This is a genomic window from Ruminococcus sp. AF17-12 (assembly GCF_003479245.1).
In the GTDB taxonomy this organism is placed as follows: domain Bacteria; phylum Bacillota; class Clostridia; order Lachnospirales; family Lachnospiraceae; genus Blautia_A; species Blautia_A fusiformis.
The window spans coordinates 74,304-96,576 of record NZ_QUGY01000003.1 but is presented as its reverse complement, the minus strand read 5'-3'; the positions used below and the strand labels follow the sequence as shown (position 1 = coordinate 96,576).

The 22,273-nt window shown below is 48.6% G+C and carries 20 protein-coding genes; all 20 read left to right on the top strand.

Features of this window, described 5'->3' with window-relative positions:
- Nucleotides 1-48: 48 nt before the first annotated feature.
- The 20 genes from feoB (at nucleotide 49) to DWW77_RS04005 (ending at nucleotide 22,215) form a co-directional block, all read left to right on the top strand.
- Entirely contained in the window at nucleotides 49-2,232 is a 2,184-nt protein-coding gene (gene feoB, locus DWW77_RS04100; protein ID WP_118608099.1) for a ferrous iron transport protein B, read from the top strand.
- A 222-nt stretch (nucleotides 2,233-2,454) separates the two neighbouring features.
- Nucleotides 2,455-2,652 carry a FeoB-associated Cys-rich membrane protein gene (locus DWW77_RS04095; RefSeq protein ID WP_118608098.1) on the top strand — a complete coding sequence of 66 codons (198 nt, stop codon included), beginning with the start codon at nucleotides 2,455-2,457 and terminating at the stop codon, nucleotides 2,650-2,652.
- Between the two features lie 18 nt (nucleotides 2,653-2,670).
- Nucleotides 2,671-3,027: a heavy-metal-associated domain-containing protein gene (locus DWW77_RS04090; protein ID WP_021651583.1), complete on the top strand. Its 357-nt coding sequence runs from the start codon at nucleotides 2,671-2,673 to the stop codon at nucleotides 3,025-3,027.
- A gap of 470 nt (nucleotides 3,028-3,497) precedes the next feature.
- Nucleotides 3,498-4,271 (top strand): nucleotide-binding protein, encoded by a 774-nt coding sequence (locus DWW77_RS04085; RefSeq protein WP_118608097.1) that lies wholly within the window; start codon nucleotides 3,498-3,500, stop codon nucleotides 4,269-4,271.
- Complete coding sequence (locus DWW77_RS04080) at nucleotides 4,268-5,572, top strand: nitrogenase component 1 (RefSeq protein WP_118608096.1); 1,305 nt, start codon at nucleotides 4,268-4,270, stop codon at nucleotides 5,570-5,572. The genes DWW77_RS04085 and DWW77_RS04080 overlap by 4 nt, the downstream gene beginning before the upstream one ends.
- Complete coding sequence (locus tag DWW77_RS04075; RefSeq protein WP_118608095.1) at nucleotides 5,569-6,606, top strand: nitrogenase component 1; 1,038 nt, start codon at nucleotides 5,569-5,571, stop codon at nucleotides 6,604-6,606. Before DWW77_RS04080 ends, DWW77_RS04075 begins: the two co-directional genes overlap by 4 nt.
- A gap of 78 nt (nucleotides 6,607-6,684) precedes the next feature.
- Complete coding sequence (gene hypF, locus DWW77_RS04070; RefSeq protein WP_118608169.1) at nucleotides 6,685-9,057, top strand: carbamoyltransferase HypF; 2,373 nt, start codon at nucleotides 6,685-6,687, stop codon at nucleotides 9,055-9,057.
- Between the two features lie 90 nt (nucleotides 9,058-9,147).
- Entirely contained in the window at nucleotides 9,148-9,357 is a 210-nt protein-coding gene (locus DWW77_RS04065; protein ID WP_022426401.1) for a HypC/HybG/HupF family hydrogenase formation chaperone, read from the top strand.
- Entirely contained in the window at nucleotides 9,357-10,400 is a 1,044-nt protein-coding gene (hypD, locus tag DWW77_RS04060) for a hydrogenase formation protein HypD (RefSeq protein WP_021651577.1), read from the top strand. Before DWW77_RS04065 ends, hypD begins: the two co-directional genes overlap by 1 nt.
- A 130-nt stretch (nucleotides 10,401-10,530) precedes the next feature.
- Nucleotides 10,531-11,538, top strand: coding sequence for a hydrogenase expression/formation protein HypE (hypE, locus tag DWW77_RS04055; RefSeq protein WP_021651575.1), 1,008 nt, complete (start codon nucleotides 10,531-10,533; stop codon nucleotides 11,536-11,538).
- A 27-nt stretch (nucleotides 11,539-11,565) separates the two neighbouring features.
- Nucleotides 11,566-11,835: a TM1266 family iron-only hydrogenase system putative regulator gene (locus DWW77_RS04050; RefSeq protein WP_021651574.1), complete on the top strand. Its 270-nt coding sequence runs from the start codon at nucleotides 11,566-11,568 to the stop codon at nucleotides 11,833-11,835.
- Complete coding sequence (locus DWW77_RS04045) at nucleotides 11,832-12,599, top strand: nucleotide-binding protein (protein WP_022426403.1); 768 nt, start codon at nucleotides 11,832-11,834, stop codon at nucleotides 12,597-12,599. The genes DWW77_RS04050 and DWW77_RS04045 overlap by 4 nt, the downstream gene beginning before the upstream one ends.
- Nucleotides 12,593-13,936 carry a nitrogenase component 1 gene (locus DWW77_RS04040; RefSeq protein WP_118608094.1) on the top strand — a complete coding sequence of 448 codons (1,344 nt, stop codon included), beginning with the start codon at nucleotides 12,593-12,595 and terminating at the stop codon, nucleotides 13,934-13,936. The genes DWW77_RS04045 and DWW77_RS04040 overlap by 7 nt, the downstream gene beginning before the upstream one ends.
- Entirely contained in the window at nucleotides 13,933-15,249 is a 1,317-nt protein-coding gene (locus DWW77_RS04035; protein ID WP_118608168.1) for a nitrogenase component 1, read from the top strand. Before DWW77_RS04040 ends, DWW77_RS04035 begins: the two co-directional genes overlap by 4 nt.
- 180 nt (nucleotides 15,250-15,429) lie before the next feature.
- Complete coding sequence (locus tag DWW77_RS04030) at nucleotides 15,430-15,861, top strand: DMT family transporter (RefSeq protein ID WP_118608093.1); 432 nt, start codon at nucleotides 15,430-15,432, stop codon at nucleotides 15,859-15,861.
- Between the two features lie 110 nt (nucleotides 15,862-15,971).
- The gene (locus tag DWW77_RS04025) at nucleotides 15,972-16,799 is read left to right on the top strand and encodes a ComEA family DNA-binding protein (RefSeq protein WP_118608092.1); all 828 of its coding nucleotides are present in this window, start codon (nucleotides 15,972-15,974) and stop codon (nucleotides 16,797-16,799) included.
- A 10-nt stretch (nucleotides 16,800-16,809) separates the two neighbouring features.
- Entirely contained in the window at nucleotides 16,810-17,499 is a 690-nt protein-coding gene (locus DWW77_RS04020; RefSeq protein WP_015525979.1) for a response regulator transcription factor, read from the top strand.
- 3 nt (nucleotides 17,500-17,502) lie between these two features.
- Nucleotides 17,503-18,933 (top strand): sensor histidine kinase, encoded by a 1,431-nt coding sequence (locus DWW77_RS04015; protein WP_118608091.1) that lies wholly within the window; start codon nucleotides 17,503-17,505, stop codon nucleotides 18,931-18,933.
- 10 nt (nucleotides 18,934-18,943) lie between these two features.
- On the top strand, nucleotides 18,944-19,891 hold the full coding sequence (locus DWW77_RS04010; protein WP_021651566.1) for a GerMN domain-containing protein: 948 nt from the start codon (nucleotides 18,944-18,946) through the stop codon (nucleotides 19,889-19,891).
- 44 nt (nucleotides 19,892-19,935) lie between these two features.
- On the top strand, nucleotides 19,936-22,215 hold the full coding sequence (locus tag DWW77_RS04005) for a DNA internalization-related competence protein ComEC/Rec2 (protein WP_118608090.1): 2,280 nt from the start codon (nucleotides 19,936-19,938) through the stop codon (nucleotides 22,213-22,215).
- The last annotated feature ends 58 nt before the right edge of the window (nucleotides 22,216-22,273 follow it).

Sequence of the window (22,273 nt, the reverse complement as noted above, 5' to 3'; positions counted from 1 at the left end):
AAAAATGACAGAGCGTCAGGCTCTGACCTGAAAAAAGGAGGATACAAAATGTCTGTAACAATAGCTCTTGCCGGAAACCCGAACTGTGGTAAGACTACAATGTTCAATGCTCTTACAGGCGCAAACCAGTACGTTGGTAACTGGCCAGGTGTTACTGTAGAGAAAAAAGAGGGCAAGCTGAAAAACCAGAAGGATGTAACGGTAACAGACCTTCCGGGTATCTATTCACTTTCCCCGTATACACTTGAGGAGGTTGTCAGCCGTGATTACCTTCTGAAAGAGAAACCGGATGTGATCATCGATCTTGTGGATGCAACAAACATCGAGAGAAACCTGTATCTTGCAACCCAGCTTCTTGAAATCGGTATCCCGGTTGTTATCGCTCTTAATATGGTGGATCTTCTGAAAAAGAACAACATTCATATCAATGTAAAAGGCTTAAGCTCCGCGCTTGGATGCCCGATCGTTGAGACCTCTGCTCTTAAAGGAACAGGCCTTAAAGAGGTTGTTGATGAGGCAATCAAATGTGCGAACCAGCACAGAGTACCATCTAAGCAGATGGAATTTCCGAAAGCAGTAGAAAAAGCTGTAAATGAGATCGAGGGATTTGTTCCTGCAAACATCGCTGAGGAGAACAAGAGATGGTATGCAGTAAAGCTTCTTGAGAGAGACAGCAAGGTAAAAGAAGGTCTGAACCTTCCGGCTTCTGCACAGTCCAGGATCGAGGAGATTGCTTCTGGCCTTGAGAAGGCAGAGGATGATGATACAGAGAGTATCGTAACGGATGGAAGATATCAGTACATCCAGAAGGTTGTTTCTGCAAACGTTAAGAGAAGCGGAAATAAGATGACAGTTTCCGATAAGATCGACCGTATCGTAACAAACCGTGTTCTCGGTCTTCCGATCTTTATCCTTACCATGTTCATCGTTTATTATGTATCGGTAACAACAGTTGGTACCATGGTAACAGACTGGACAAACGACAGCTTTGTGGGAACCATCCAGAGTGTTGTGTCGGATGGACTCGGCAATGCCGGTGTTGCTGACTGGCTGGTGAGCCTTGTATCAGATGGTATCATCGGTGGTCTTGGTGCAGTGCTTGGATTCGTTCCGCAGATGGCGATCCTGTTCCTGTTCCTTTCCATCCTTGAGGATTGCGGTTACATGGTTCGTATCGCGTTCGTCATGGACCGTGTATTCCGTCATTTCGGACTTTCCGGAAAGAGCTTTATCCCGCTTCTTATCTCCTCCGGCTGTGGAATCCCTGGAATCATGGCTTCCAAAACGATCGAGGCAGATAATGACCGTCGTCTGACGATCATGACAGCGACATTTATCCCATGTGGTGCCAAGCTTCCGGTTATCGCCCTTATGGGTGGTATCATGACCGCTTATGCAACCGGTGACTACGTAGCTGCTGGTTTCATCACACCACTGATGTACTTCATCGGTGTTGTAGCAGTTCTTGTATCTGCGATCATCCTGAAGAAAACAAAACCGTTCTCCGGTAAACCTGCTCCGTTCGTAATGGAGCTTCCGCAGTATCACATTCCGTCTGTAAAGACAGTTCTGCTTCATGTTTGGGAGAGACTGAAAGGCTTCATCATCAAAGCCGGTACCATTCTTTTCCTTGCAACCGTTATCATGTGGATCCTTTCCAGTATCGGAAATACAGGAAGCGGAATCGGATTTGTTGAGGACAGCAACGACAGTATCATGGCTATCCTTGGTGGTATCCTTGCTCCGATCTTTGCTCCTCTTGGATTCGGTAAATGGCAGCCGGTTGCGGCATCCATCTCCGGATTCTCCGCAAAAGAGTCCATCGTTAGTACAATGGGTGTTCTTGCAAACGTAGCTGGTGATGATGCAGAGGATACCATGATCGTTGGTGCAGCGATCAAAGCATGGTTCCCGACAGCAGTAGCAGCATTTTCTTTCCTGCTGTTCAACCTGCTTGACTCTCCGTGTCTTGCAGCTATTTCTACAATGGCACATGAGATGCAGTCCAGAAAATGGTTCTGGTTTGCAATTCTCTTCCAGAACATTTTTGCTTATGTTGTAACACTTTGTGTATACCAGATCGGTCTTGTTGTCACAGGTGCCGGTTCCTTCGGAATTGGAACGATCGTAGCACTGATCCTTGCAGCGATCCTGCTCTTCCTTCTGTTCAGACCAGATCCGTACAAGAACCAGAACGATGTTACAAAGAGATCTGTACAGGCAGCAGAGTAATTGAAAACCGGTCATACAGTAACGATCCGGTACATATGATAGCTTTGAAATGATGCTGTAAGAACAGCTGAAATGATAAGAAATGCAGGAGACCGGGGATGTAAATACCTGGTCTTCTGTGCTATAATAAGCTTGAAGAAATATGGAAGTTTTTTTACAAAAGTATTCATCAGAGGCTGACAGCAATTCTCAGGCTGTACAGCGAAAGAAAGGGTGACAGATATGAGTATGATAGCGGATATTATTGTACTGGCACTGGTGATCGCATATGGCGTATTTGTGGTCAGTTATCTCTATTCAAGAAAGAAACAGGGGCTCAGCTGTGTCGGCTGTGCCGGTAACACACGTACAGGTGGCTGTGGCGGCAGCTGCTCCGGTCATTGTTCCGGCTGCTCCGGCTGCAGTGGAATGCATAAGTAACCAGGAGGAAAAGAAATCATGGCAAATGCAATTGTTGTCATCGTTGTTATCATCATTATGCTGTTTGCCGGAAAAGGCGCATATAAACATCTGAAGGGCGAAGGCGCCTGCTGCGGAGGCGGCAGCAAGCCGGAGATCCCGAAGAAGAAGCTGGATGGAACCAAGCTGGGTGAGAAAACCATGAAGATCACAGGCATGCACTGTGAGAACTGTGTGGCCAGCGTCACAAGAGCGATCAACCGCATTGACGGTGCGGCAGCAAAAGTAAGCCTGAAAAAAGGTGAGGCAGTGGTTTCCTACGACAGAGAGATCTCCAACGAAGAGCTTAAGAAGGTAGTGGAAGACAGAGGATATCACGTAGTTTCTATCCAGTAAAGCTTTATCATAAGAATAACTTTGCCGCGGCTTCTGAGCCGGCAGATCAGAGAAAAGACTTCTCGGCGAAATGCTTAAAAATATTTCGCCTTGGGGTCTTTTTTTGTATAAAAAGTCAGAGTTGCAATTGACTCACTAATGTACACCATTGTATAATAAAAATAGAAAAATTCAGACGGAACGAAATATTTTCTTTCTATCCGGATGAGGCATTAAAACAAAATACAGCAGGAAACAGACTTTGACGGCAAGGAATATCCGAGCAGGAATCGTTGTTCATCCGGCACAGCTTAACCGAATCAGCTGCGAAGCAGTTATTCGGTTATGAACAAGCAGCAAATGCGGATCGCGAATATCCGCTTGACTTTGTTTTGTGAGCGGAATACGGGACTCTTTCACCTTGTGCGTGAAAGAGCTTTTTTTATGAAAAATATCTGCGGGAGCGGACAGAATGAATTAGGGAGGATTTTATGCTGAAGGTAGCAGTATACGGAAAGGGCGGTATCGGAAAGTCTACAGTGACGTCCAACTTGGCGGCGGCTTTTGCAGCCATGGGGAAAAGAGTGATCCAGATCGGTTGTGATCCCAAGGCGGATTCCACCATCAATCTTCTTGGGGGAGAACCTCTGCGGCCGGTAATGAATTATATGCGGGAAGAGGATGAGGAGCCGGAAAAGCTGGAGGATATTTCAAAGGAGGGTTTTGGTGGAGTCCTCTGCATTGAGACCGGCGGCCCCACGCCGGGACTTGGCTGTGCAGGCAGAGGTATCATCGCAACCTTTCAGCTTCTGGAGGATCTGAAGCTTTTTGAGACCTGGAAGCCGGATGTAGTGCTTTACGATGTTCTTGGAGATGTAGTATGCGGCGGTTTTGCGGCACCGATTCGGGAGGGCTATGCGGAAAAAGTACTCATTGTCACATCCGGAGAGAAAATGGCACTCTATGCAGCCAATAATATTTCCAGTGCTGTGCGGAATTTTGAGGATCGAAGCTATGCGAGAATCTTCGGGATCGTGCTGAATCACAGGAATGTGGAGAATGAAACAGAAAAAGTAAATGCTTTTGCAGAAAAAAGTAATATCCCGGTCGTGGGTGAGATCCCGAGAAGTGACGAGATCATCCGATGGGAGGATCAGGGCAAAACGGTGATCGAGGGAGATGAAAATTCTGAGATCAGTGAGAAATTTTTTGCACTGGCCAGGAAGCTATTGGAAAGTGAAGAAACGGAGAAGGAGGATATATGAAAAAGGAAGCATATTTTGCAACTGCAGAAGAGCTGGCCCGGGGCGGGCTGGAAACGATCCCTCCGCAGATGATCTCCGGGAAGCATCTGATCTATAGCTCTCCGGCAACTCTGGCATTTAACTCTCCGGGAGCGGAGGGCTTTGGCGTAAAAAGAGCCGGGCTTGCAGTGCCGGATTCCATTATGCTGATCGTGGCACCGGGATGCTGCGGAAGAAATACTTCTCTTATCAGCTCCATGCCGGAGTACAATGATCGATTTTTTTATCTGATGATGGACGAGACGGATATTGTTACAGGCCGTCACCTGAAAAAGATCCCGAAAGCGGTAAAAGAGATCTGCGACTGCTGTGAGAAGAAGCCGTCTGTGGTGATGATCTGTATCACCTGTGTGGATGCACTTCTGGGAACGGATATGGAACGTGTCTGCCGGAAGGCAGAGGAAAAGGTGGATATTCCGGTGCGACCCTGTTACATGTACGCACTGACACGTGAGGGCAGAAAGCCGCCTATGGTCCATGTGCGCCAGTCCTTATACTCCCTCCTTGAGCCACAGAAAAAAAAGGGAAATGTGGTCAATCTTCTGGGATTTTTTTCGCCGCTGGTTGATGACTGCGAGATGTATGAGCTGCTGCAGCAGGCAGGCGTAAAGACCATCCATGAAATCTCAAGATGTAAGGATTATGAAGAATATCAGACCATGTCACAGGCCAATTTTAATCTGGTGCTTCATCCGGAAGCAAGGTTTGCAGCGGAGGATTTTCATGACCGGCTGAAGATTCCTTTTATTGAGCTTCGGAGGCTCTACCAGACAGATAAGATCGAAAATCAGTATCGTGCCTTGGGACAGGTCCTTGGAGTCTCTTTTGATCAGGAAGTGTATAAAAAAGCAGCAGAAGAGGCTGTGGAGCGATTCCGGGAGGTCTGTCCGGATGCGTCCTTTGCAGTAGGGGAGTGCATGAACGGAGATTCCTTTGAGCTGGCCCTTGCCCTGGTGCGGTATGGTTTCCGGGTGCCGGAGATCTACGGAACTATCACAGCCGAGAATTTTGTATACATACGGCATCTTGCGGAATTGAGTCCGGATACAAAGTTTTTTTCCAATATGGAACCCACCATGCTGTATTACGATCCGTCCGGGAGCGGAGTGAACCTTACCATAGGAAAGGATGCAGGATATTATCACCGGGATCAGCCAAATGCCGTGTGGAATCAGGACCGGCAGCCCTATGGCTATGCGGGGGTACGCAGGCTGTTTGAAACACTGACAGAGAAAGTTTTGCAGAAGGGAGAAAAGGTATGAGAGGACTTCGGAAATATCTGACACCCTTTGCACCGGATCAGTCCGGAGCTGTGTCAGTGCTGTATGAGCTTGGCGGTATCATCGTAATCTGTGATGCAGGAGGATGTGCGGGAAATGTCTGCGGCTTTGATGAACCGAGATGGTTTGAACAGAAAAGTGCGGTATTCAGTGCAGGACTTCGGGATATGGATGCCATCCTGGGACGGGATGACCGCCTGGTTGCCAAGCTTGTGGATGCAGCAGAAAAGGTGGAGGCAGGCTTTGCAACCATTGTCGGAACACCGGTACCTGCTGTGATCGGAACGGATCATCAGGCACTGCGGCGGATGTGCGAGAAGAAAACAGATCTTCCGGTGCTTGCAGTAAATACCAACGGAATGGAGCTTTATGATGCGGGAGAGCGGAAGGCTTATCTGGAGCTTTTTAAAGCCTTTGCCCGGGAAAAGATGCCTGTGGAGGCTGGTAGGGCAGGAGTTCTCGGAATGACACCTCAGGATGTCAGTGACCTGAAAGCAGCAGACAAGATCCGTGAAAAATTCCGTGTCAGAGGACAGAGAGCAGTCTGCTACGGAATGGGAGACGGGCTTGATGAGGTAAAAAAAGCCTCCTCTGCGGAAAAAAATATCGTGGTTTCTCCTGCGGCACTGGAATGTGCCAGATATCTGGAGAAAACCTTCGGAACACCTTATGAGATGGGATATCCTCTGGCGGAAGAGCTGATTCCTGATATGGATTATACAGGAAAAAAGATTCTCATCGTGCAGCAGCAGGTGATGGCCGGTTCCATAAGAGAGGAGCTACGGAAACGTGGTGCGGACGGAGAGATCACCGTGGCAAGCTGGTTTTCCATGGAAAAAGATCTCCTGGAGGAGGGCGATGTGTCATTAAGGGATGAGGAAGATTACATGGAACTGGCAGAGAAGGGCGGATATGACGTGATCTTTGCAGATCCATGTATGAAGCGGATGACAAAGGCTTTTTCAGGAGTGTTTGTGGATACAGTGCATTTTGCAGTATCCGGAAAATGCAGGTAGACCATAAGGGCAGGACATAAAGTTACATGCATGCTGCAGCTGGATCAGTGGAAACAGCTGCAGGGAATGGAGAAACATATGGAGCGGGAAATTACGAAAATGATCCGTGTTTACGGGATCGTACAGGGAGTGGGATTTCGCCCTACGGTGAGTCGTCATGCTATGGCAAGAGGAATCCGTGGCAGTGTGTCCAATAAAGGACCCTATGTGGAGATTTTTGCTCAGGGTAAGCAGCAGGATGTGGATGCCTTTATCGCAGATATCGGGAATAAGCCACCGAAGCGTGCCGCTATCCTGAAGCTTCTTGAAGAACCGGTGGAGGAGCCGGAGAAATTTACACAGTTTGATATCATCGAAAGTGAGAAGACAAAGGGGGAGATCTTTGTCTCCCCGGATATCGCGATCTGCGATGAATGTAAGGCGGAGATGTTTGATCTGGAAAACAGGCGGTATCTGCATCCCTTTATCAACTGTACCTGCTGCGGTCCGAGACTGACGATCCTGGATTCGCTTCCTTATGACCGTGAACGGACCAGTATGAAGGAATTTCCCATGTGTCCCTCCTGTGCGGATGAGTACCATAATCCGGATACCAGACGTTATGATGCCCAGCCGGTGTGCTGTAATGACTGCGGCCCTGAGGTATACCTGGCGGGAAGAGAGGAACGGGGACGGGAGGCTATCACTTATACAAGGAAGATCATTGCTTCCGGCGGGATCGTGGCCATCAAAGGGATTGGTGGTTTTCACCTTTGCTGTGATGCTACCAGTGAGGAGGCTGTACAGCGGCTACGGCAGCGGAAACGGCGTCCGGTGAAGCCTTTTGCAGTGATGGCACAGGATATGGAAGCTGTGAAGAAGATCTGTAAGGTCAGCGAGGAACAGGAGAAGATCCTTACCGGTCATCAGAAGCCGATCCTGCTGTTGGATAAGCTGCCGGGAGAAACGGGGCTTTGTGAGAGCATTGCACCCGGGAATCCCAAGGTGGGTGTCATGCTTCCCTATGCACCGGTTCAGCTGCTTCTTTTTCATTACGATGATGGGATCCGGATGCCCGGGCTTCTGGTAATGACCAGCGGAAATACTTCTGGGGCGCCGATCTGCAGAGATGATGAGGAGGCGGCAGAGGAGCTTTCCCATCTCTGTGACTGCATTCTTTCCCACAACAGGAAGATACGTATCCGGGCCGACGATTCGGTGATGGATTTCTATAAGGGTGAACCCTATATGATCCGCCGTTCCCGCGGGTATGCGCCGCTGCCGTTTATGGTCTCCACACCCTGGAAGGGCCAGGTGATCGCAGCAGGTGGAGAACTTAAGAACACCTTCTGCATTGGTGTGGATAACCGTTTTTATCCTTCCCCTTATGTGGGAGATCTGGAGGATCTTCGAACGGTAAAAGCCCTGAAGGAAACGATCGGGCGGCTGGAAACACTTCTGGAGGTGCAGCCGGAGGTAGTGGTCTGTGATCTTCACCCTAAATATAATTCCACAGTGGTGGCAGAGGAGCTAGGGCTTCCGGTTCTGAGGGTGCAGCATCATTATGCACACATTTTATCCTGCATGGCAGAAAATGACTGCGAAGAAAAGGTGATAGGGGTTTCCTTTGACGGAACAGGATATGGAACCGATGGAACCATCTGGGGCGGAGAGCTCCTGGTTGCAGACTGTCAGGGATTTACAAGGCTTGGAAGTATAGAACCCTTTGTCCAGGTTGGCGGAGATATTTCCGCAAAAGAAGGCTGGCGGATCGCCGTTTCCCTGATCTGGCAGAATACGGGAAATCTGGAAAAAACCCTGGATACTGTCCGTAAATTGGGACTTTGTACAGATCAGGAAGCAAAGGTACTGGTGACTATGGCACAGCGGAAGATCAATGCCGTGACTTCCACCAGTGCAGGAAGACTTTTTGACGGAGTCAGTGCGATCCTGGGGATCCGGAGAGCGTCCACCTTTGAGGGAGAAGCGTCCACAGCACTGGAATTTGCGGCGGAGGCCTGGAGAAAGCAACGGGAGATGCAGAAGAAAAATCCGGAAGAAAATCTGAAGATACGGATGTCAGAAAAGGAAGACATTCCGGAAAGCATAGGCATCTCAGAAGCGTCTGAAGATGAACGAAAATTTATTTTAAATACAGGTGAGATCGTTGCATATCTGGTCCGGGCAAGGCTTGCAGGAGAGGATCCCGGGAAGCTGGCTTATGGATTTCACCGGGCACTGGCAGATGAGATCCTTGCAGCCTGTGAGGAAGCAGAGCGGCAGACCGGAATCCGGAAAGTGGCATTAAGTGGCGGTGTCTTTCAGAACCGGCTGCTTCTGGAGCTGGTAGATGACGGCCTTACGGAAATGGGGTTTAAAGTTCTGAAGCACAGCCTGATCCCGCCGAATGACGGAGGGATCGCACTGGGACAGGCGGTGTATGGGATGGCTTATGTGCAGCGGCACAGATAAATATAGACGAGATCATGCAGATACGGATTAAAAATGTTTTATGATAACGCATGGAGCATACAGCAGAAATGCAGGATGGGAGGCACAGATATGTGTGTAGGATTATCAGCAAAAGTAGTAAAGATCAGTGACGGAACAGCAGTGGTGGATGCAGGCGGCGCAAAGAGAGAGGTTTCCGCCCAGCTCCTGGGAGACCTGGAGCCGGGGGATTATGTGATGGTGCATGCAGGTGTTGCCATTGCAAAGATCACCGATGATGACGAGGAAGAGACAGACCAGCTGATGGAGGAACTGCTGTGATGGAAGAGAGGAAAAAAACAGCAAGAGAGATTATAGAAGGATATCAGGGACCGCCGGTGCGGATCATGGAGGTCTGCGGAACACATACCCACGAGATCTTCCGTCTGGGAATCCGCAAGCTTCTGCCGCCGCAGGTGGAGCTGATCTCAGGACCGGGATGTCCGGTCTGTGTAACACCGGTAGGGTTTATTGACGAGGCCGTTTATCTTGCTCTGGAAAAACAGGTGACGATCTGCACATTCGGTGATCTTGTCCGCGTACCGGGAACAAAGAAAAGCCTTGCAGATGCCAGGGCAGAAGGGGCCAGGATACGGATCGTCTATTCACCGGCAGATGCAGAAAAATATGCGAAAGAGCATCCAAAAGAGCAGGTGGTATTTCTTTCCGTTGGCTTTGAGACCACCACGCCTGCCGGCTGTCTTTCCGTGAAAAAGGCCGGAGAGGACGGACTTTCCAATTATTCGCTCCTTGTGGCAAACAAGACCATGCCCCAGGCTTATCAGGCATTAAAGGGCAGTGCGGATGTGTTCCTTTATCCTGGACATGTCAATGCGATCACAGGAACTGCGCTCTGCGAGCATCTGGCAGAGGAAGGCATCAGTGGTGTGGTGGCAGGCTTTACAGCGAAGGAGCTGCTTACGGCACTGGCTGTTGCACTGGTACGTTTTCAGGAAGGAAAACCGTTCTTTGTGAATTGCTATCCCCGTGTGGTAAAAAGTGAGGGAAGCCCGGAGGCACAGAAGCTGATCGATGAACTGATGGAGCCCTGCGATTCTGAATGGCGCGGTCTGGGTGTAATCCCGGGGTCCGGGCTGGTGCTCCGGAGGGAGTGGGAAGCCTTTGATGCCAGAAAAAAATATGCAGTGCCGCCGATCCAGGGCAGGCCAAATCCGGCCTGTCGCTGTGGGGATGTGCTTCAGGGAAAATGCAGGCCATCAGATTGTAAGGTATTCGGAAAGGTCTGTACCCCGCAGCATCCGGTAGGTGCCTGTATGGTATCCAATGAAGGAGCATGTTCCGCATATTTTATGTATGGAAACTGATGTCCGCTTTAATGGACTGCGAAACATGATACATTACATATAGTACAAACGAAGGATCGTATCCGGAAGATCTGACAGGATGAAACCGATATGAAATTCCTTTGACCCAGCATAGAAAGAAGATAATATTATGGAAAATAAAACAGTGACCATGGCACACGGTGCCGGAGGCCGTCAGACCTCAGAACTGATCGATGAAGTATTCAAAGCGCATTTTGCAAACCCGGATCTCACAGCCGATGATGCGGCCGTGCTGGTTCCGCCTGCAGGAAAAATGGCAGTATCCACCGATGGATTTATTGTTTCTCCAGCATTTTTTCCGGGGGGAAATATCGGTAAGCTTTCCATCTGCGGAACCGTTAATGACCTTGCCTGTATGGGAGCAAAACCGATGTATCTTACCTGCGCTTTTGTCATTGAGGAGGGTTTTCCCATGGAGAAGCTGGAGGAGATCGCCGCAGCCATGGAAAAAACAGCAAAAGAAGCCGGAGTGCGTATTGTTTCCGGAGATACTAAGGTGGCAGGAAAAGGTCAGGTTGACGGTGTGTTTATCACAACAACCGGAATGGGTGAAATCCAGGAGGGCGTTCAGGTAGGCGGTGAGCTGGCAAAACCGGGAGATGCCATTATTGTAACCGGTGATGTGGGAAGACATGGATGCACCATCCTTCTGGCAAGAGAGGATTTCGGCATTGACGCAGATGTGACAAGTGACTGCGCACCGCTGTGGGGAGCTGTAAAAGATGTACTGGATGCCACCCATAACATTCATGTGATCCGTGATGCCACAAGAGGTGGTGTCGGAACGGTTCTTTACGAGATCGCAGGACAGAGTAACGTAGGGATCCGCCTGGATGCAGCAGCTGTTCCGGTAGCTCCGGAGGTAAAGGGTGTCTGCGGCATGCTTGGCCTGGAGCCGCTTTATCTGGCCTGTGAGGGACGAATGGTGATCATGGCGCCAAAGGAAGAGGCAGGAAGGATCGTGGAAGCACTGCGTAAATGTCCTTATTCCAGGGACGCAGCCATTATCGGTGAAGTTACGGAAGACCAGCCAGGAAAGGTTGTCATGACTACGGAGATCGGAACGCAGGCACTTCTTCCGCAGCCGGGAGGAGAGCTTCTGCCGAGGATCTGCTGATAATATCGGAAAGGAGAGTCAGATCTTATGGAGACAAGAGTGGCATTGATCTCGATCATTGTGGAAAACAATGACGTGATCGATGATATCAACCGTTTTCTTCATGAAGCGGGAAAATATATTATCGGGAGAATGGGGATCCCTTACCGGGAAAAAGGCATCAATATCATCAGTATTGCCATTGACGCACCACAGGATGTGATCAGCTCCTTATCCGGAAAGATCGGCCACCTCAGTGGAGTTTCCGCCAAAACGGCATATTCCAATGTGATTACAAAAGCGGAGGACAGAAAATGATAAAAGTTGCGGTATACGGAAAGGGCGGCATCGGAAAATCTACTACGGTTTCCAATGTGGCAGCTGCCCTTGCGGAAAAGGGAATGAAAGTGATGCAGATCGGCTGTGATCCCAAGGCAGATTCCACGATCCTTCTCAGGCATGGAAAAAAGGTTCCCACTGTGCTGGAGCTGTATAACGAAAAACGCCAGGAGCTGAAGCTTACGGATATGGTGCAGATCGGATATGGGGGTGTAGTCTGTGTGGAAGCCGGCGGTCCTGCACCGGGGCTTGGATGTGCGGGAAGAGGTATCATTACTGCTCTCGAGAAGCTTAAGGAAAACGGAGCCTATGAGACCTATAAACCGGACATTGTTTTTTATGACGTACTGGGAGATGTTGTCTGCGGTGGATTTTCCATGCCCATGCGAAAGGGGTATGCAGATAAGGTATTTATCATCACCTCCGGAGAAAACATGGCCATCCATGCAGGGGCAAATATTGCCATGGCAGTGGATAATTTCAGAAACAGAGGATATGCATCTCTTGGCGGCGTGATCCTGAACCGGCGGAACGTGCCGGGAGAGGAAGAAAAAGTCCGGGAGCTGGCAGAGGATTTTCATACGCGGGTAGTGGGAACGCTTTCCAGAAGTGAACTGGTCCTGGAAGCAGAGAATCGAGGAAAAACTCTTCTGGAAGCTTATCCGGATTGTGAGATGGCAGAGGAGTACCGGACACTGGCCGAGCAGATCCTGAGTGCATGCAGGGAGGAAGGCTCATGTTAAAAAGAGTTGGTAACAGAGAGCTTTCGGGAAAAACAGAAATATTTATAAAGGAAGCCTCTTTTCCGGTTCCCTTTCAGCCGGGGCTGGAATTTAATTCACCGGTCCATGGAAACTGGAATATCGTACATACGGGAATGCTGGTTCCGGAAGCAAGGCAGATCTACGTCTGTGCGGATAACTGCATGCGTGGCGTTGTGCTGACTGCCGCAGAGATGAATGCGGCAGACCGTTTTTCCTTTGTGATCGTGGAGGAAAAGGATCTTCTGGGCGGAAATCTGGAGGATGTGACCATTGAAGGCGTGACGGACATTCTGAACCGGCTGGATGAGAAGCCAAAGGCAGTATTGCTTTTTACCGTGTGTCTTCATCATTTTCTGGGAAGTGATCTGGACCGCATCTACGGAGAACTGGAAGAAAGATTTCCGGAGATCTTTTTTATGCGATGCTTTATGGATCCTGTCATGCAGAAAACAGGTCCGACTCCGGATCAGAAGCTGCGCCGTGCCATGTATGATGCAGTACCGGAGAGGAAAGCTGATCCGGAATGTGTCACAGTCCTGGGCAGTGATTTTGTGTTGGATGAGAGTGCAGATATCTGCCGGATCCTGAAAAAGAACGGAATCCGTCTCCGGGAAGCACCGGCCTGTAAGACCTGGGAGGATTATCAGAGCCTGGGAGAGGGAAGCCTGATCCTTAACTGTTATCCGGCAGGAAAATTCGGAGTACAGCAGCAGGCGGAGAGACTTGGAAGGCCGTTTTTATACCTGCCCGGAAGCTTTGACTATGAGGAGATAGAGACGCAGGAAAAGCATTTGCTGGAGCTGCTGGATCAGCATAGCTGCGGTAAAAATGGCCTGGATATCGAAACGGAGATCCGAAAATGCGAGGAAGCTCTTTTCCATGCACACCAGATCATCGGTGACACTCCCGTAGCTGTGGATTATCTTTTTCATCCAAGACCTCTGGGACTTGCAAAGCTTCTCCTTACGCATGGATTTCAGGTACAGTCCGTTTTTCTGGACAGTATCAGCCCGGAAGAAAAAGAAGTATTTTTCTGGCTGAAGGAGAATTACCCGGAACTCATGTTGATTTCGACTGTCCGTCCGGAGATGAGAGTGCGGCCACGGCAGCATTCCGGAAAAATCCTTGCCGTCGGACAAAAAGCAGCCTGGTTTACCGGAAGCCGGAATTTTGTCAATATGGTACAGGGTGGCGGGCTTTGGGGCTTTGACGGGATCAGACGTACTGCACAGCTGATGCTGGAGGCATTTAATGAGGAAAAAGCTCCGGAGGATCTGATCGTTCGAAAGGGATGGGGGTGCGAAAGCTGCATATGAGACAGGCATATCGGATCATACCAATCTACACGGCAGACGTGTCTGGTGTCTGCTCTGCGTTGTATGAGCTTGGAGGAATGACAGTGATGCATGATCCCTCCGGCTGTAATTCTACCTATAATACCCATGATGAGATCCGGTGGTACGACCAGGACAGTCTGATCTTTATCTCAGGTCTTACGGATATCGATGCCATTATGGGAAATGATGAGAAATTTCTTCAAGATATCGAAGAGGCGGCAAAGGAGCTGAAACCGAAATTTATTGCACTTGCAAGTTCACCGATCCCCTTTATGAATGGAACAGATTTTCAGGGACTGGCCCGTGCACTTACAGCAAGGACCGAAATTCCGGTATTTTCGGTTCCGACCAGCGGCATGCACGACTATGTATACGGAGCAGGGCTGGCACTGGCGGAAATCGCAGGACATTTCACAGGAGCAGCAGAGAAAACAGGAAGGTGTTCAGAAGTACCGACGGGATCTGCGGAAAGATCTACAGAGAAGAGAAGCAGAAAATTAAATCTTCTTGGAGCAACACCCCTTGATCTTGGCCCGCAGTCTGCAGTAGATGCCATGAAAAAACGTCTGAAAAACTATGGCTGGGAGATACTTTCCACCTGGGCTATGGGGGATACGCTGGAAGCTTTGTCCCGTGCCGGTGAAGCAGCGGTAAACCTTGTGGTATCCTCTGTGGGAATTCCGGCAGCCAATGTGCTGAAAGAAAAATTCGGTACGCCATTTCTCGTGGGGACTCCTGTGGAAGGCTATGAGGGGCAGATTTCAGATGCACTTGAGCGGATCGCGGATAGATCCTGTGGAGAGTGGGTAAATAAGAAGGATGACTACGCAGAGGAAAGCGGAGGGCAGATCTTAGGGAAACAGGAGGAACTGTGGAAAGTAACTCCGGAGCAGGTAATCTATTTTCAGGGAAGGAACAGTCTGTCAGCAGTATCTGACCATTCAGGAGAAAGCAGGGAAATGCCCGACAAAGATGAGGTATTTTTTTCCGTACCGGACATTACCATCATCGGAGAACCGGTTACCATGGGATCCTTGGCAGCAGTCATAGAGCAGAAATACGGAAAAAAGGTTCAGCTGCTCTGTCCGCTGGAGATCACAGAGGGACTTTTGCGCAAGGGAGATGAAGCCATCTGTGGCGAGGAAGCCATGGAAGAAAAGCTGAAAACAGCCAGGATCGTTGTGGCAGACCCACTCTATCGTCCGATCTGTCCGAAAACAGCCATTTTTTATGAGATGCCGCATATTGCGTTTTCCGGAAGGATATATCTCAGAAAATATTTTTCGGAATAAAGAGCGTTTCGTGATCATGTATATAAATATTATGCGGATGAGAAAACAGGGCAGCAGTGTGTATAATTGCAGGAAAATCACATAAACTAAATTATAAGAAACCGTAAAGGCGTTGCAGAAATATGCAGCGCCTTTTTCCGGCAGTAATACCGGAAATGGAGTATATATGGAGGGATTTTTATGTGGGGATTTTTGTCAGCACTGATCTCAGGTGCACTGATGAGTATTCAAGGGGTATTTAACACAAATGTAACAAAACAGACCAGTCTGTGGGTTTCAACCGGCTGGGTACAGTTTTCTGCATTTCTGGTCTGTGTGGCAGCATGGTTTTTTACAGGCAGAGAAAGTATCGGCATGCTGTGGCAGGTAGAGGCTAAATATAATTTACTCGGAGGAGTGATCGGTGCATTTATCACTATCACAGTGATCCGGAGTATGGGAAGTCTGGGGCCTGCGCGGGCGGTTATGCTTATTGTCATTTCTCAGCTTACGGTGGCTTATCTTATAGAATTGTTGGGGATTTTCGGTGTGGAAAGAGCAGATTTTCAGTGGAGAAAGCTGTTGGGAATGCTGATCTGTATTGCAGGTGTGGTTATTTTCAAATGGAAATAGAAATAAAAGTATTGTAATATTTGTAATACTTCGTTAAAATAAGGTATGGTTTTGCATGAGTAACGGGGCACCTGCCGCCACATCGGCGGAAAGGAGTGAACCGCCTACCTATGAAAATAAGATCACATATCAGAAGTGTTCGGTTTGTTTTTTCCATATTTTTGTTACAGATCCTGGCAGGGCTGACAGGCTGTAAGGATGACGGAACAGAATTACTGGAGAAAGAACTGGTGCAGGAAGAAAGTACGGAAGCATCCGGAATGGATGCAGAGCAGGAAGAACCGAAGGATACGGAAAGTGAAGTATCCGGGAAGGCATCCGCAGGGGCTGCGGCAGATATATCACAGAAGAAACAGAATGAGTCTGCGGAGGAACCGGCTCCGGAGGTTGAAAAACAGCTGCCGGAGATCTCAGACACCCCTCAGACCATTTATGTAGATATATGTGGAGCAGTGACCAGCCCGGGAGTCTATGAGCTTCCATATGGCAGCCGTGTTTTTCAGGCTATCGAGCAGGCCGGAGGATATCTTCCGGAAGCTGCGGCAAGCTATCTCAACCGTGCTAAGGGACTTTCCGATGGACAGCAGGTTTATGTGCCTACCCAGGCGGAGGTGGACAGCCAGCGGATCGCAGCTACCCAGGATGGATCGGAAGTCACAGCAGAAAACAGTACCGAAACGGCGAGCAGACAGAAATCCGCCGGAGAGGATTCCGGTGAAGCTGAGACTGCATCTTCCACAGAGCAGAAGATCAATCTGAACACCGCTGATGTATCCCAGCTTACTACTCTCACAGGTGTAGGGGAGTCCAAGGCCCTGGCGATCATCGCTTACAGGGAAGAGAACGGTCCCTTTACTTCAGCAGAGGATATCATGAATGTACCAGGCATCAAAGAAGGAACCTATGAGAAGATAAAGGATAAAATAGCAATAAAGTAAGGAGCGCTAAATGAGCAGGAAAGTATTGGTAGTAGATGATGAGAAACTGATTGTCAAGGGACTTCGCTTCAGTCTGGAGCAGGACGGAATGGAAGTGGACTGTGCCTATGACGGAGAGGAAGCACTGGAAAAAGCAAAAGCAGGAGAGTACGATATCATTCTTCTTGACCTGATGCTTCCAAAAATGGACGGTCTTGAGGTATGCCAGCAGATCCGTGAATTTTCCAATGTTCCGATCATCATGCTTACAGCAAAAGGAGAAGATATGGATAAGATCCTGGGTCTGGAATACGGAGCTGATGATTATGTCACCAAGCCTTTCAATATCCTGGAAGTCAAAGCCCGCATCAAGGCGATCATCCGCCGTGCAGGCAGCAAACAGGACAAGCAGGAGAAGGCCAAGACTGTGGAAGTCGGAGAACTGAAGCTGGACTGCGAAGGACGCCGCGTATTTATCTCCGGAAAAGAGATTAACCTCACAGCCAAGGAATTTGATGTGCTGGAACTGCTGGTATTCAATCCGAACAAGGTATACAGCAGAGAAAATCTTCTGAATATCGTATGGGGCTATGAATATCCGGGAGATGTCCGTACCGTAGATGTACATATCCGCCGCCTGAGAGAAAAGATCGAGGCCAATCCCAGTGAGCCGAAATATGTACACACCAAATGGGGTGTGGGCTACTATTTCCAGGCATAACCTGTGAAGTTCAAAAAGAACGGCAAATTTTTCAAAAGTCTCCGCTTTCGTATTCTGATCATCCTGATCATACTGGGAATCGTACCGAGTGTCATCGTAACGGAAATGGTCATTGCCAACTATGAAGATCGTGCCATTGCCAACCGTGTGCAGAGCATGGAGAACATCTGTGACATCATGTGCGACCTGCTGATCAAGGAGAATTATCTGAATGACACCAGCTCTCAGACGGTGAACAGCAAGCTGGAATTACTGTCCAACAGCTATGGTGGCAGGATTCTCATTGTAGACAGGGATTTCAGGATCATCAAGGATACCTATGGCGTGGATGAGGGCAGGACTCTGGTTTCCCAGAAAGTATTGAACTGTTTTAAAGGAGAAGATGCCTACCAATATGACTCTGACAGCCAGAAGCTGATCCTGGCAGTTCCGGTAAAAAGTCCGGATGTAAAACAGGTGCAGGGTGCCATGATGATCATGGCATCTTCCAGTGAGGTGACAGCAACCATCCATGAACTGGAGCAGAAAGGGATTCTGATCATCGGTATCATTGTAGTGCTGGCCATTTTTCTGGGGTATATTCTTTCCACGATCCTGGTGAAGCCATTTGCCAGGGTAACGAAAGCAATCGAGGACCTTACAGACGGATATCAGAATGAGGAGATCTCGGTACCGGATTATACAGAGACAGCTTTGATCACAGATGCATTTAACAAGATGCTTTCCAGAATGAAGACGTTGGATGAATCCAGACAGGAGTTTGTATCCAATGTGTCTCATGAGCTGAAGACACCTATGACTTCAATGAAGGTTCTGGCGGATTCGCTGGTAGGACAGCAGGGGGTTCCGGAGGAACTGTATCAGGAATTTCTTTCTGATATCACAGAAGAGATTGACAGAGAGAACAAGATCATCACCGATCTGCTCTCCCTAGTAAAAATGGACAAAAAAGCAGCAGATATGAATATCCGTAATATGAATATCAATGAGCTGCTGGAGAATATCCTGAAGCGTCTCCGTCCCATTGCAGATCAGAGAAAGATCGACCTGATCCTGGATTCCTTCCGACCGGTAACCGCAGATGTGGATGAGGTGAAATTTACCCTTGCCATCAGTAACCTGGTTGAAAATGGTATCAAATACAATGTAGATGAGGGATGGGTCCGCGTAACACTGGATGCGGATCATAAGGATTTCTATGTGACGGTTGCAGATTCCGGCCTGGGAATACCGGAAGATTCCATTGAACGGATCTTTGAGCGTTTTTATCGTGTGGATAAATCCCATTCCAGAGAGATCGGCGGAACCGGTCTTGGACTTGCTATTACAAGAAGTTCTATAGCCATGCATCATGGGATCATCAAGGTATCCAGCAAAGAGGGCGAGGGAACCACATTTACCGTGAAGATCCCGCTGTCCTATATCCCGTCCTAGGAGGTACAGCATGAAAAAAACGATTTTGATCATCTGTGTGGCCGCTGCCTGCATCCTTTTTGGTCTGGTTGCTTTCATAGGTTTGTCGGGAAGAAATAAAAACGAAGAACAGCAGTATAGATTTTATTATATCAATAGCGATGAAACGAGACTGAAAGAAGAAAAATATACTCCGGAGAAGGAAACAACAGAAGTGATGCTGCGCAATTTTTCCGAGAGTCTGAATAACCGTGAGACCCGGGAAGACGGAATCTCACTTTTTCCGGATGGGGTAAAGATTTCTTCTTATTCCATACAGGATGGAGTCCTGAACGTAGAATTCAATGAGGCCTATGATAAAATGTCACGTACCAGGGAACTTCTGGTGCGGGCAGGTATAGTGAAGATCTTTTTACAGGTTCCAGGAGTAGATTCTGTGGAGATCTATGTGGGTAAAAAGCCGCTGACAGATACCAGGGGGGAAGAAGTGGGAGCCATGAACAACGACACCTTTGTGGAGTTTTCCGGGTCCGATGGGGATGTGTACAGCTATGACACCTTTACTTTGTATTTCACAAATAAAAACGGAGATAAACTGGTAGCGGAACAGAGAAGTGTCCGCTACAGACGAAATCTTCCGAAGGCTACGGTGGTTCTGGAGCAGCTTGCAAGAGGTCCGCTGGAAAAAGGACATTATCCTACAATACCGGAGAATTCAGAGGTACTTTCCCTGACGAGAGCAAACGGAATCTGCTATGTGGATTATAATTCCGTATTTCAGGATTATGCGCTGGATGTTTCGGAACAGATTGCCGTGTATTCGGTGGTAAATACGCTGATCGCGGCAACGGATGTGGACAAAGTTGAGATTTCCATCGAAGGAAACAAGGAAGTGACCTTTGGCCAGAATATGCAGCTTTATAAGTTCTATGAATGGAACGACAGCCTGCTGGCACACACAAAGGCTAAAAAAGAATAGAAAAAATAAAACATTTCAAAATATCAGAAAACGGGAGAACATTTATGGCGAAAAGGCCGATGTGTCTTTTGTGTTTTCTTATGGTGCTGAGTCTTGGCGCACTGGAGCTTATGGGGATTCCTCTGATCAGGGGGAATCCCCTTCCGTTAAATGTGCAGGAGCAGATCGAAGCGCACCCTGGTTCCATAATCTGCGGGGAGGTGGAACAGTATGAAAACACAGAATTTTCCCAGTCTGTTTATCTGAAAAAAACATATCTTATCCATCAGTCAAAAAAATTTCCAATTGAAAATGTAAGAATATTTCTCAAAAAAGAAGAAAATCTGAAACCGGGAATGCGGATCCTGGTCAAGGGAACGTTGAAAAGAGTGGAAGGTCCTGCGAATCCGGGGGGCTTTGACAGCCAACACTTTTATGCCTGTCGTCATATTTATTATTTTATGAAGAACGCTGTGCTCCAAAAGAAAACAGCAGTGTATTCCGGCTACAGGCAGCTCCTTTTGGAGATAAAAGAAAGCTGCAGACAGATCCTGAAGGAAGCTGCAGGAAAAGATGCGCCTGTTTTTTGTGCCATGACGCTTGGAGACAAACAGGAACTGGATCCGGAAACACAGATGCGCTATCAGCTGGCCGGAATCATACATATCCTTGCCATCAGCGGACTTCATATCAGTATTCTGGGAATGGGGCTTTACAACCTTCTAAAGAAGATGGGACTGGGAATCTGGCCTGCCGGGATTTTTTCTCTGGGAGTGATGCTGCAGTATGGGATCATGACCGGAGGGAGTGTTTCCACCATGCGTGCAGTAACTATGTTTCTGATCGCCATGGGAGCCAGGATCACCGGACGGATCTATGATATGATGAGTGCTCTTTCCGTAACTGCCATGATGATCCTTGTGGAATCTCCGGCCTATCTCCTGGACAGCGGATTTCTTCTGTCCTTTGGCTGTGTTTTGGGAATGGGGCTCGCTGCGGAAAAGATCTGTGCTCTTGCAGGAGCGGAGAAAAAATGGACAAAGGCACTGATAAGTCCTATAGCTCTTCAGCTTGTGACTCTGCCGGTGATGCTGAAGTTTTTCGGAGAAGTCTCTATTGCCGGATTTATCCTGAATCTGTTGGTGCTTCCAAGTGTGGGGGTAGTGCTGACTGGAGGAATGGCGGCGCTGCTGCTGGGAATTCTCAGTATTCCTGCGGCAAAACTGGTGCTCCTGCCGGCAAGGGTACTGCTGCTTTTTTATGAACATCTCTGCAGTCTGGCAGGAAGGTCAGGATGGAGTACCTGGATCGGAGGAGAGCCGGAAATATGGCAGATCCTGGTATATTATGGCTTTTTGATCACAGTTCTGTTTATGGGGCAGTATATAAAAGAACAGCTCCGGAAGAAAAAAGCAGTCTGTGAGGAAACGGAGCTAGCAGAGGAGCGGGCGGAAGCAGGTTGCCGGAAGCTATATGCTATCCGGATAACAGCCGGTATTTTTCTGGCAGTCGGAATCCTGATACTGGGATATCATCCAGCAGGAAGTCTGAAGGTGATCTGCCTGGATGTAGGACAGGGGGACGGTATTCTTGTGGAGACCCCGGAGGATCACCATTTTCTGATCGACGGAGGAAGCAGTAGCCAGTCGGATCTTGGAAGATACTGCCTTTTGCCGGCATTGAAAAGTCAGGGGATTTCCTGGCTGGATGGGATTTTTATTTCCCATACAGATCAGGATCATATCAACGGTGTGAAGGAGCTTCTGGAATATATGGGAAAAGGTCTTACAACCATCCGGGCCGGATATCTGATCCTGCCTGCCTGGGCGGAAAGACCAGATGCATGGAGGGAGCTTGCAGAGGCAGCAAAAACAGCCGGAGTTAAGGTCGTGACAGCAGGAAAAGGGGATGAATTGCCTTGCGGCAAAGTATCTTTTTCTGTTCTGTGGCCGGAGAAAAATGCCACAGGAAAAGATGTGAATGAGGAAGCTATGGTGATGGAGCTGTCTTTTGGAGATTTTCAGATGCTTTTTACCGGAGATATCGGTGCAGATACGGAGAAAAAGCTTCTGGCAGCCGGGGGGCTTGAGGATGTTGACTGTCTGAAGGTGGGACATCACGGTTCCCGTTATTCTACCACAGAAGCATTTCTTGAGAAAATAAAGCCGGAAGTGGCGATCATTTCCTGTTCTTCCACCAACACCTACGGACATCCGTCACCGGAAACCGTAGAGCGGCTTAAAGCGGCCGGAAGTCAGGTGGAATACACCATGAAAAACGGTGCTATTACCGTGGAAACAGATGGAAAGAAGCTTAAGATCGGAAGGTTCCGAAAAAACAGGTGACTTTTGAACACACTTGTTGTAGAATAGACAGGGTTTGTGCAAAAACAAAATACTGAAA